At 64.8% G+C, this 11,448-nt stretch carries 11 protein-coding genes; 6 read left to right on the top strand and 5 right to left on the bottom strand.

Translation table 11 applies throughout. The annotated features are described in order from the left end of the window. Positions 1-186: 186 nt before the first annotated feature. The gene (locus E4K09_RS10560; protein ID WP_134496709.1) at positions 187-570 is read right to left on the bottom strand and encodes a response regulator; all 384 of its coding nucleotides are present in this window, start codon (positions 568-570) and stop codon (positions 187-189) included. Here E4K09_RS10560 and E4K09_RS30840 point away from each other — a divergent pair. Continuing rightward, positions 527-961 carry a DUF3572 domain-containing protein gene (locus tag E4K09_RS30840; RefSeq protein ID WP_342211347.1) on the top strand — a complete coding sequence of 145 codons (435 nt, stop codon included), beginning with the start codon at positions 527-529 and terminating at the stop codon, positions 959-961. The two genes, E4K09_RS10560 and E4K09_RS30840, sit on opposite strands and share 44 nt — an antisense overlap. A 56-nt stretch (positions 962-1,017) precedes the next feature. Further along, on the top strand, positions 1,018-2,295 hold the full coding sequence (locus E4K09_RS10550; protein WP_134496707.1) for a DNA polymerase IV: 1,278 nt from the start codon (positions 1,018-1,020) through the stop codon (positions 2,293-2,295). Here the strand turns inward: E4K09_RS10550 and E4K09_RS10545 are convergent. Beyond that, entirely contained in the window at positions 2,286-3,128 is an 843-nt protein-coding gene (locus E4K09_RS10545) for a cell envelope integrity EipB family protein (RefSeq protein ID WP_134496706.1), read from the bottom strand. The genes E4K09_RS10550 and E4K09_RS10545 overlap by 10 nt on opposite strands. Positions 3,129-3,394: 266 nt before the next feature. On the opposite strand from E4K09_RS10545, the gene E4K09_RS10540 reads away from it, so the two are divergent. The 3 genes from E4K09_RS10540 (at position 3,395) to E4K09_RS10530 (ending at position 5,888) form a co-directional block, all read left to right on the top strand. Then, on the top strand, positions 3,395-3,865 hold the full coding sequence (locus tag E4K09_RS10540) for a RidA family protein (protein WP_134496705.1): 471 nt from the start codon (positions 3,395-3,397) through the stop codon (positions 3,863-3,865). Beyond that, positions 3,862-4,614 (top strand): glycerophosphodiester phosphodiesterase family protein, encoded by a 753-nt coding sequence (locus E4K09_RS10535; RefSeq protein WP_134496704.1) that lies wholly within the window; start codon positions 3,862-3,864, stop codon positions 4,612-4,614. Before E4K09_RS10540 ends, E4K09_RS10535 begins: the two co-directional genes overlap by 4 nt. A gap of 98 nt (positions 4,615-4,712) precedes the next feature. Then, on the top strand, positions 4,713-5,888 hold the full coding sequence (locus E4K09_RS10530) for a GNAT family N-acetyltransferase (protein ID WP_134496703.1): 1,176 nt from the start codon (positions 4,713-4,715) through the stop codon (positions 5,886-5,888). A 21-nt stretch (positions 5,889-5,909) separates the two neighbouring features. On the opposite strand, the gene E4K09_RS10525 is transcribed toward E4K09_RS10530, so the two are convergent. Next, positions 5,910-6,470 (bottom strand): NADPH-dependent FMN reductase, encoded by a 561-nt coding sequence (locus tag E4K09_RS10525; protein WP_134496702.1) that lies wholly within the window; start codon positions 6,468-6,470, stop codon positions 5,910-5,912. 226 nt (positions 6,471-6,696) lie between these two features. On the opposite strand from E4K09_RS10525, the gene E4K09_RS10520 reads away from it, so the two are divergent. Beyond that, entirely contained in the window at positions 6,697-8,658 is a 1,962-nt protein-coding gene (locus tag E4K09_RS10520) for an HWE histidine kinase domain-containing protein (RefSeq protein ID WP_134496701.1), read from the top strand. Positions 8,659-8,727: 69 nt separating this feature from the next. On the opposite strand, the gene E4K09_RS10515 is transcribed toward E4K09_RS10520, so the two are convergent. Together E4K09_RS10515 and clpA are read right to left on the bottom strand one after the other, a co-directional pair. Beyond that, on the bottom strand, positions 8,728-8,979 hold the full coding sequence (locus E4K09_RS10515) for a hypothetical protein (RefSeq protein WP_134496700.1): 252 nt from the start codon (positions 8,977-8,979) through the stop codon (positions 8,728-8,730). Next, a complete protein-coding gene (gene clpA, locus E4K09_RS10510; protein ID WP_134496699.1) occupies positions 8,976-11,438 on the bottom strand; it encodes an ATP-dependent Clp protease ATP-binding subunit ClpA in 2,463 nt (820 codons plus the stop codon). Before clpA ends, E4K09_RS10515 begins: the two co-directional genes overlap by 4 nt. Positions 11,439-11,448: the final 10 nt, after the last annotated feature.

The raw sequence follows: 11,448 nt of genomic DNA, 5'->3' as shown, positions 1-11,448 counted from the left end.
TCCCAGGAGATGCGGCGGACCTGAGCATCCGTAGGGCATTTCTTCCGCCTCGGCGGAATGTTGGCTTGAACATATTGGAAACATCGTCCGATGCAAGCGCCTATGTGCCTGAAAAGCTGCATTTTCCCAGAAAAATTCACGGGAAAGCCGTTTTTGTTGCAAGGCGCGCCCGGCCCGGCTTGACAGTTAGGCCGAAGCTCCGTCGGCCTCGAGGTATGTTTTCACAGTCGCGATGAACTTGGCCACCGAGATCGGCTTGGACATGTAGGCTTCGCAGCCCCCTTCCCGGATCCGCTCCTCGTCGCCCTTCATGGCGAACGCCGTGATCGCGATCACCGGAATGGTTTTCAGCTCTTCGTCCGCCTTGAGCCAGCGCGTCACCTCCAGGCCGGAGACCTCCGGCAGCTGGATATCCATGAGAATCAGGTCCGGCTTATGGGCGCGCGCCAGCTCCATGGCCTCGATGCCGTGGCTGGTCTTCAGCGTGGCATAACCATGGGCCTCGAGGAGATCGTTGAAGAGCTTCATGTTGAGTTCGTTATCCTCAACGATGAGCACGGTCTTCTTCATTGGCACCGTCCCTGGGCCTGACGCAGCATTTCACCCGCCTATCTCTTCTGACAATGGTATAGTTAGGGCACAACCTATTGATGAAGTGCAAACCGACAGCATGAACACTCCCTTAAAAAGGATGAATAGAGACGAGGCCGAAAATGTCGCAGTGAGCGCCTTTGCGTTCATCACGAGCGACGAGGAACGTATGGGCCGCTTTCTGGCGGTTTCGGGGCTGAGACCCGACACCATCCGTTCCGCGGCCTCAGAACCCGGCTTTTTCGCGGGAATTCTGGACTACGTTGCGTCCGACGAGCCGCTGCTGATGGCCCTGGCGAAGGAGCTGGACACCAAGCCGGAGCACATCATGGCGGCCCATTGGGCCCTCTCTCCCTCGGAGTTCGAGTAACCGTCCCTGCCCCTGCGGCTCACGATCCGCCAAGTGCCAGCCGCCATGAGCAACCTATGAGCAACGCCCCGTTCTGCCGCGATTGCCTCAACTTCGCCGCCTCGCCCATGGCGGGGCGGTGCGATGCCTGCGGGTCGCCCCGCCTGCTGCGCCACGAGGAACGCGACCTGCTCGCCATCGCGCATGTGGATTGCGACGCCTTCTTCGCCGCCGTGGAAAAGCGGGACGATCCCGCCCTAGCCGACAAGCCGGTGATCATCGGCGGCGGCAAACGGGGCGTGGTCTCCACCGCCTGCTATGTCGCGCGCACCTACGGGGTGCGCTCCGCCATGCCCATGTTCCAGGCCTTGAAACTCTGTCCGCATGCGGTGGTGATCCCGCCCAATGGCGAGAAGTACCGCAAGGCCGGGCACGAGGTGCGTGAACTGATGCTCGAGCTGACCCCCCTGGTCGAGCCGGTTTCCATCGACGAGGCCTTTCTCGATCTGACGGGAACGGAGCGCCTCCACCACGGCAGCCCGGCCCAGACGCTGGCCCGCTTCGCCCACAAGGTGGAGAAGGAGATCGGGATCACGATCTCGGTGGGGCTGTCCTACAACAAGTTCCTCGCCAAGATCGCATCCGACTTCCAGAAACCGCGCGGCTTCTCGATCATCGGGCGTAAGGAGGCCCCGGATTTTCTCGCCGACAAGCCGGTCGGCATCATTCCCGGCATCGGGGCCGCCGGTCAGGCGCGGCTGGCGAAAGTGGGCGTCACGCAGATCGTGCACCTGCGCGAGGTTCCCCTGAAAACCCTGTTCGAGGCGCTCGGGCGCGATGCGCAGCGCCTCTCCCGCCTCGCCTGGGGCGAGGACACGCGGCGCGTGACTCCCGAACGGGAGACCAAGAGCATTTCGGCGGAAACGACCTTCGAGACCGACCTCAGATCCTTCGACGACCTGGAGCCGATCCTCTGGCGCCTGTCCGAGAAGGTGTCGCGACGCCTGAAGGCGGCAGGGCTCGCCGGGCGCAGCGTCACCCTGAAATTGAAGGACCGGGAGTTCCGGCTCCTCACCCGCACCCGCTCGGGCCTCGCCCCGACGCAGCTCGCGGCGCGGCTCTTCGAGCCCGCACGGCAGCTCCTGAAAGCGGCCTGCGACGGCACGGCCTATCGCCTCATCGGCATCGGGGCGGCGGATCTCTGCGACGCCGCCGAGGCGGATCGCGGCGATCTCGCCGATCAGAGCGTGGCGAAGCAGGTGCAGATGGAATCCGCCATCGACAGGATCCGCGACAAGTTCGGCGCCGCCGCCCTGCAGAAAGGCATCGCCCTGCGCAACAAGCCTCAGCGCTGACAGGCGCTCGCGACGGACGGGACCTCCAGGCTCTTGAGATCGCCCTTGAGGGCGAACTCGCCGTAATTGATCTTCAGTGCCCGGGCGATCCCGTTCTCGTAGAGCTCGAACGAAATCGTGTAGGCCGGCGCCCTGTCGGCGTTGCCTTCCTCGAAATAGCTGATGGTCACCGGCCAGCGCGGGGTCTGCGCCAGCGCCTCCTGCCGCGCCGGCTCCTCCATCTGCCCGCCAGTTCCCGGCTCGATGCGGTTGCCGATGAGGCTCAAGGTCTCGTAGACCTTCTTGCCGTCGTCCGAGCCGTCGTAGACCCGCGCGGAATAGGTGTGCTCTCCCTTGCGGGCCATGCCGATCAGGCGCTTCATGTGCTCCGTCGGAAAGACCGGCTGGCCCGTGGCCGCGAAGGTATCGTCGCGGGGCTGCTTGAAGCGCACGTCGAGGGAACCGTCGGGCCGCAGCTGCGCCTCGCCGTCGATGCCGTCGCGGACGAGGCCCTGCGTCGTGGAGGTGCTCTTGAAGCGCATGGACAGGCCATCGCCCGTTTCGTAGGTCGCCGTCTGGACGTCCAGAGTGCGCCGGCCCGCCTCGCTGCTGTCGAGCACCGTGACCTGGCGGTATTTCAGGGTATAGCCGTCGCAGGCGTCGCCGCCGAACTCCATGGCGATGCGGCCCGTCGCCGACTCGACCCCCTTGGACCCCTCGGAGCGCAGGAGCGAGAGGTCATACACCGCCCGGTGCGGCACGAGACGGACAGGGGCTTTCGCGTCCTGCGCCCAGGCGGGGGTAAGCACGGCGTACGAAAGGAAAAGGCCGGTGGCCAGGATGAGGGAACGCATGTCTTCTCCAGAATTCGCCCAGAATTCGCCCGGTGCATCGGACGTGGGAATGGTTTCCGCTTCGCGAACCCTTCCGCTGCCCGCCCTTCGAGCGGAGCATCCTCGGGTGCGCCCAGAAGAGCCCGTCAGCGAGCGCCGGGCCCACGTCTCCGCACGATCCGCTCCCGCGAAGATAGGGACACGTTGAGGACAGGGCAACGTTCCGGCTTGCGTCCTAAAGCATCATCCGCCACTAATCCCTCACATTGTTGCAAGCAGAGGGCTCCATGAGCGCAGTCGACAAGAAACTCCAAGAACTCGGCATCACTCTGCCGAACCCAGCCGCCCCGGTGGCGAACTACGTTCCGTTCGTGCGCACGGGCAACCTGGTGATCATCTCCGGACAGCTTTGCCTCGGCCAGGACGGCAAGATCGCCGACGAGCACAAGGGCAAGCTCGGCGCGGAGGTGTCTCCCGAGATCGGCCAGCAGGCCGCGCGCCTATGCGCCATCAATCTGCTCGCCCAGCTCAAGGCCGCCGTCGGCGATCTCGACAACGTGGCGCGCTGCGTCCGCCTCGGCGGCTTCATCAACGCCGTTCCGACCTTCGCCGCCCTCGCGCCCGTGATGAACGGGGCGTCCGACCTCATGGTCGAGGTGCTCGGCGATGCGGGGCGTCACGCCCGCTCCACCATCGGCGTCGCCGAGCTGCCGCTCGACGCCTGCGTCGAAGTCGAAGGGATGTTCGAAGTCAGATGAGCACCCCCAGCTGGCTTGTCGCGAAGCCCATCGCCCATCGCGGCCTCCATGACAAGGCGAACGGCATCATCGAGAACACGATCTCGGCCGCGGAAGCCGCCATCGCGCGCGGGTTCCCCATCGAGCTCGACGTGCAGCTGACCGCCGACAACGAGGCCATCGTCTTCCACGACTTCGACCTCGACCGGGTCACCGGGGAAACAGGCCCCGTGATCGAGCGCAACCTGTCCGCCCTCACCGGCATCGGCATCACCGGAGCCATGGGCGGAGACAAGATCCCCTCCCTCAAGGACTACCTGGCCAGGATCGCCGGCCGGACGCCGCTGGTCATCGAGATCAAGAGCAAGTTCAACGGCGACATGCGCCTGACGAAGCGCGTCATCGAGGTGCTGGCCGATTACAGCGGCCCCTTCGTGGTGAAGTCCTTCGACCCGGACATCGTCGCCCATCTGCGCCAGCATGCGCCGGCCATCACGCGCGGCTTCATCGGCGAGCTGGAATATGCATCTCCGTCCGACAGCTTTCTCACTCCCGAGCAGAAGCACCGGATGGCCAACCTGCTGCATTTTTCCGAGTCGCAGCCGCAGTTCCTGTCCTGGCGCGTGAAGGACCTGCCCTGCGCCTCGACCTATCTGAGCAGGCTTCTGGGCCAGCTTCCCGTCATGACCTGGACCGTGCGCAACCCGGAAGACCGCGCCCGAGCCGAGAAACATGCCGACCAGATGGTGTTCGAGGGGTTCCTGCCTTAGGAACATCCGCGAGCCGAGACTGTCGCAGGACGCGATATTGCAAGGATCCCGCCGAGTGATTAGCTCTACCGCATCGTGCGGCGGGATCCTTCCATTCAGTGGTCTTCCAAATCAAAATCGCTCAAGGGCTGAAGGCGGTTGATGCGGCCGCGTGGGACGCCTGCGCGCTTCAGGCTGGTTCCGACGAGGACGACCCGTTCAATCCCTTCGTTTCTCACGCCTTCCTGTCGGCTCTCGAGGATTCCGGTTGCGTCGGCCGCAAGGCCGGTTGGGCGCCGGTGCACATCCTGGCCGAGGACGAGGGCGGCAAGCTGGCCGGCGCGGCCCCGTGTTACGTGAAGTCCCATTCCATGGGCGAATACGTGTTCGACCATTCCTGGGCGGACGCCTACGAGCGCGCCGGAGGCCGCTACTATCCCAAGCTCCAGGTCGCCGTGCCCTTCACGCCGGTGACCGGCCCTCGCCTTCTCGTGCCGGCAGGCCCGCAGGCGGACAACGTGCGGGCGCACCTGATCGCGGGCCTGCGCGCCTTGCGGGACCAGATCGGCGCCTCTTCGATCCACGCGACCTTCCTCCAGCAGACCGATCTCACGGCCCTGACAGGGCAGGCCTTCCTGCGCCGGGACGATCAGCAGTTCCACTGGTTCAACGAGGGTTATGGCACCTTCGACGATTTTCTGGCGGCGCTCGCCTCCCGCAAGCGCAAGGTCATCAAGCGCGAGCGACGGGATGCCCTGGGGAACGGCATTTCCATCGAATGGCTGACCGGCTCCGAGATCACGGAGGCGCATTGGGATGCGTTCTTCGCCTTCTACATGGATACCGGATCGCGCAAATGGGGGCGGCCCTATCTCAACCGCCCCTTCTTCTCGCTGATCGGGGAGCGCATGGCCGACAGGATCCTGCTGGTCATGGCCAAGCGCGCGGGCCGGTACATCGCTGGAGCCATCAATCTCATCGGCGACAAGCGATTGTACGGGCGCAACTGGGGCTGCATCGAGGATCATCCCTTCCTGCATTTCGAGGTCTGCTATTACCAGGCCATCGCTTTCGCCATCGCGCGCGGGCTCGAGCGCGTGGAAGCGGGAGCGCAGGGCGAGCACAAGCTGGCGCGCGGCTACAGGCCCGTGATCACCTCATCGGCCCACGACATCGCCGATCCCTCGCTGCGGCGAGCGGTGCAGGCCTATCTCGATCAGGAGCGCCGCTACATGTCCGAGGCGGTCGATGAACTGGCTGAGGCGACGCCGTTCAAGCACAGGGAAGAATCCTGAGTGAGATCCGGCCGCCTGCGCTCACCCTCGCCGCGCGCGCACGAAAGCCACGAAGCCTTCGAGATAGCCTCGGAGCTGTTCCTCGATCTTCTGGTCCGCGATCGTGCCGTCCTGGTTGAAGACCGCCCGCGCGCGCGGCACCGCCATGCGCCCGCCCGACCAGAGTTCGGCTCCCACGGTGCGCAGCACCGGGAGCCACGCATTCTGGGACAGAACGGTGCCGAAGCCTCCCGGCGAGGCTCCCATCAGGGCGACCGGCTTGCCGCCGAACACCCGCTTGATGTCGTCCGGCGGACGGGTGAGCCAGTCGATGGCGTTCTTGAACACGCCGGGAATCGAGTTGTTGTACTCCGGCGTCACGAGCACCAATCCGTCCGCGGCCGCGATGGCATCCTTCAGGGCGCTGACGCGCTCCGGAATCCCTTCGTTCGCCTCGACGTCCCCATCATAGAGGGGGATGCCGCGGATGGTCTCGACGACGAGTTCCACACCGTCCGGCATCAGGCCCGCGGCGTTGCGCAGCAATGCGGAGTTGTAAGAAGCCTGGCGCAAGCTTCCCGATAAACCAATCAGCTTCGTCATCTGTGCCTCGAATACGACATCGTTGAGCTAAGGTTCGGCGAAAGCATAAGTCAAGGCGCCGATCCGGGTGGCATCATGGGCCGGTCCGCGTCCTTTGAACGCTCATTCTGCACTGGAAAACGCGCGACAGCGGTTCATATGTGGGCTATGGACCTGCGCCCCCCTTGTCGAGTTTCCCGACATTCATGAGCATCTCTCCCTTCAGCCTCTCGCGCGAGACCGCGGGATGACCCAGCGTTTCGAAAGCCTGCCCGATTTCCTGGCCGCCAGCGGTTCCATGGGCGAACGCATTCGTCATCACGACTGGTCCGCGAGCCCGGTCGGTCCGATCGAGACATGGCCGGTTTCCCTACGCACGGCGGTGGGCATGATGCTCCATTCCCGGTTCCCCACCTTCATGGCCTGGGGCCAGGAGCTCACGAGCTTTTACAACGACGCCTATGCTCCGATGCTGGGATCGAAGCGTGAGGCGCTGGGTCGATCCTTCCGCGACGTCTGGGCGGAAGCCTGGGATGTGATGGGGCCGATCGCCGAAAGGGCTCTGCGCGGCCAGGCCAGCTACTTCGAGGATCTGCCCATCACCTTCGAGCGCAACGGTTACCCCGAGCAGACCTGGTGGACTTTCTCCTACAGCCCGATCCACGACGAGTCGGGTGCTGTCGCGGGCGTCCTCTGCATCGTTCAGGAAACGACCGCCAAGGTGCAGGGCGAGCAGAGGCTCGCATTCCTGGTCCGCTTGAGCGACCGGCTGCGCAGCCTCACCGAGCCGAGGAACGTGATCGCCGCCGCGCAGGAAATGCTGGGGGAGCACCTCAAGACCAGCCGTGTCGGCTACGGCGAAGTCGAGGAGAGCGGCCGTTATTTCACGACGGAGCGCAACTGGACCGACGGCACGGTCGCTCACCAGACCGGCATCCACGACCTGACGGCCTTCGGCCCGGACATTCATGATGCCCTCAAGCGCGGCGAAACCCTGGTCGTTCATGACGCATTCGCCGACCCGCGCACCGATTCGCCCGATCACCTCGCCGCGTTCACCCATCTGGAATTCGCCTCGGTCATCACGGTCAGTCTGGTCAAGCGAGGGCGCATGGTGGCGGCCCTTTACGTTCACAACCGGACGCCGCGCCTCTGGAGCGACAGCGAGGTCAAGCTCGTCGAGGATGTGGCGGAACGAACCTGGGAAGCGGTCGAGCGGGCCCGTTCGGAAGCGGCCCTGCGCAAGAGCGAGGAGCGGCTCCAGCTCGCCCTCGAAGCCTCCAGCGTCGTCGGCACCTGGGATTGGGACATGCAGTCGGATCTCATCTATGCGGACGAGCGCTTCGCCGTCCTGTACGGCGTCGATCCCGCCGCGGCCGCCGCGGGAATCCCCATCGATCATTTTACGCAAGGCATCCATCCGGACGATCGCGACAGGGTCCTGCAGCAAATTCGAAAGACGCTGGAAACCGCGGGAACTCTCGCCTTGGAATACCGCACGATCGGCAAGAGCGGTCAGGTTCACTGGGTGTTCGCTCAGGGACGCTGCTATCACGCCGCGGGACAGCCGGTCCGTTTCCCCGGCATCGCCGTGGACATCACCGAGAGAAAGCGGGCCGAGGAGCACCGCGAGCTCCTGATCAACGAGCTGAACCATCGGGTGAAGAATACGCTTGCCACCGTGCAGTCCATCGCCTCGCAGACGTTGCGCAATGCCGACACGATGGAGGCGGCCCAATCGGCCATGGAGGCGCGCCTGCTCGCCCTCTCCCGCGCGCACGACGTGCTCACCCGGGAGAACTGGGAGGGCGCCGGCCTGCTGGAGATTGTCCGACAGGCCATGGCGCCCTTCCGCCACGAACGCGAGAAGCGCATCCATATCGACGGTTGGGAGGTGCGCCTCTCGCCGCGCATGGCGCTCGCCATCGCCATGGCGCTTCAGGAGCTCGCCACCAACGCGGTGAAGTACGGCGCTCTCTCCAACGCGGAGGGTGAAGTCCGGATTGGCTGGGCCGTTCGCCAGGGTGCGGAAAAACGCCTGCACCTCACCTGGCAGGAAACCGGCGGCCCGCCGGTGGAGGCTCCGAGACGGCGCGGTTTCGGCAGCCGGCTGATCGAGCGCAGCCTTGCTCACGATCTCGATGGAAGGGCCGAAATCCGATTCGAGCCCAAAGGCGTGACATGCGTCGTGGACGCCCCCCTGGCTTAAGGACGGCCCAAACAAAAAGAGCGCGAACCTTCGACAGGTCCGCGCCCCGTACAGCCGATTCTACCGATCTCAGAGGTTGTCCGTGATGGTCCTGAAGCCCTCCATGAGGGCTTCAGGAGACGTGCCCATGGCGGCGAGGCCCACATTCAGCAGCCAATAGCAGCCGACGAGAATGGCCGGCACCAGGATCCAGCCGAGGATCTCCTCGAACCAGACCCGCCGGCGCCGACGGCGCTGGCGCTGTTCGCGCCAGGACAGCTTCGGCTGCGGCTCGACGATCCGGGTGGCCTCGATCGGGGCCTCGTGCAGTTCAGACGTCATGCTCTAACCAACGGAACCTTGGGAACGGTGCGGATACCTCCGCCTCCATTACCACCTGATCCCTTTGGCTTCACGGACTTTTTCGACCTTGAAGGCGATTTCGCCCGGGGCTTCTTCTTGCCCGCGTTCGTCACGTCCTTCTCGGGTTTCGGCTTGACCGGGCCCTCGACATACTCGAAGCCGAGGCTCTGCAAGCCGATTTCGTCCGTCTTGACCACGACCTTAACCGCGCCGCCGTTCTTCAGGCGCCCGAACAGCACCTCGTCCGCCAGGGGGGTTTTGATGGTGGACTGGATCAGACGGCCCATCGGGCGGGCGCCCATGGCTTCGTCGTAGCCGTGCTCGACCAGCCAGTCGCGAGCCTCGTCGGTCAGCTCGATGGACACGTTGCGGTCCGCGAGCTGCGCGTCGAGCTGCATGACGAACTTGTCGACCACCTTCTGCACCACCTCCTTCGGCAGGTGACCGAAGGAAATGACCGCGTCGAGACGGTTGCGGAATTCCGGCGTGAACAGCTTGTTGATCGCCTCCGTATCCTCGCCCTCACGCTTGGTGCGGGTGAAGCCGTAGGCCGGGCGGGCCATGTCGGCGGCGCCCGCATTCGTGGTCATGATGATGATCACGTTGCGGAAGTCGACCTGCTTGCCGTTGTGGTCCGTCAGCTTCCCGTGGTCCATGACCTGGAGCAGGATGTTGAACAGATCCGGGTGTGCCTTCTCGATCTCGTCGAGGAGGAGCACGCAATGCGGATGCTGATCGACCCCGTCGGTCAGAAGACCGCCCTGGTCGAAGCCCACATAGCCGGGAGGCGCGCCGATCAGGCGGCTGACCGTGTGGCGCTCCATGTACTCCGACATGTCGAAGCGCAGGAGCTCGACGCCCAGCGAGGCGGCCAGCTGCTTGGCGACCTCGGTCTTGCCGACGCCGGTCGGGCCGGCGAACAGGTAGGATCCGATGGGCTTCTCCGGATCGCGCAGGCCCGCACGGGCGAGCTTGATGGCCGACGACAGGGCCTCGATGGCCTTGTCCTGGCCGTAGACCACGCGCTTCAGGGTCTCCTGAAGGTGTTCCAGCACCTCCGCATCGTCCTTCGACACGGTCTTGGGCGGGATGCGGGCCATGGTGGCGATGGTGGCCTCGATCTCCTTGATGCCGATGGTCTTCTTGCGACGGCCTTCGGGCAGGAGCATCTGGGAGGCGCCGGTCTCGTCGATCACGTCGATCGCCTTGTCCGGCAGCTTGCGGTCGTTGATGTAGCGGGCCGAAAGCTCCACCGCCGCCTTGATGGCGTCGTTGGTGTACTTGAGCTTGTGGAAGTCCTCGAAATAGGGCTTGAGGCCCTTCACGATCTCGATGGCATCCGGCAGCGACGGCTCGTTCACGTCGATCTTCTGGAAGCGGCGGACGAGGGCCCGGTCCTTCTCGAAGTACTGGCGGTACTCCTTGTAGGTCGTGGATCCGATGCAGCGCAGGGTGCCCTGAGCGAGAGCGGGCTTGAGCAGGTTCGAGGCGTCCATCGCGCCGCCCGACGTGGCGCCCGCACCGATCACGGTGTGGATCTCGTCGATGAACATGATCGCGTTCGGATGCGACTCAATCTCCTTCATCACCTGCTTCAGGCGCTCCTCGAAGTCACCGCGATAGCGGGTGCCAGCGAGCAGCGTGCCCATGTCGAGGGCAAAGACCGTCGCCCCCTTGAGAACCTCCGGCACCTCGCCCTGCACGATCTTGCGGGCGAGGCCCTCCGCGATGGCGGTCTTGCCGACGCCGGGATCGCCGACGAGGAGCGGGTTGTTCTTCTGGCGGCGGCAGAGGACCTGGATCGTGCGCTGCACCTCGGCCTCGCGGCCGATCAGCGGATCGATCTTTCCGTCCTTCGCCTTCTTGTTCAGGTTGACGCAGTAGGATTCGAGGGCATCGCCTTTCTTCTTCCCGCGCGCGTCGGACTCGTCCTGGGTCGGGCGCTCGTTGGAGGCTTCCTCCTCCGCGCCGCGAGGCGAGCGGTTTTCGGCGAGACCGGGGCGCTTGGCGATGCCGTGGCTGATGTAGTTCACGGCGTCGTAGCGGGTCATGTCCTGCTCTTGCAGGAAATAGGCGGCATGGCTCTCGCGCTCGGCGAAGATCGCCACGAGCACGTTCGCGCCGGTCACCTCGTCCCGGCCCGAGGACTGGACATGGATCACCGCCCGCTGGATCACGCGCTGGAAACCGGCCGTCGGCTTGGAATCCTGGCGTCCATCGGCCACAAGGTTGGCGAGCTCGCTGTCAACGTAATCGACCAGGTTCCGGCGCAGAACTTCGAGATCGACATTGCAGGCCCGCATGACGGCGGCCGCATCCTGGTCGTCGATCAGTGCAAGGAGAAGGTGTTCGAGGGTTGCATATTCGTGTCGGCGCTCACCCGCGAGAGCGAGGGCTCGGTGAAGGGCTTGTTCCAGACTGCGAGAAAAGCTCGGCAACGGCTTGTCC

It is taken from the genome of Microvirga pakistanensis (assembly GCF_004458765.1).
GTDB lineage: Bacteria > Pseudomonadota > Alphaproteobacteria > Rhizobiales > Beijerinckiaceae > Microvirga > Microvirga pakistanensis.
This window is presented reverse-complemented; position numbering and strand designations above follow the sequence as displayed.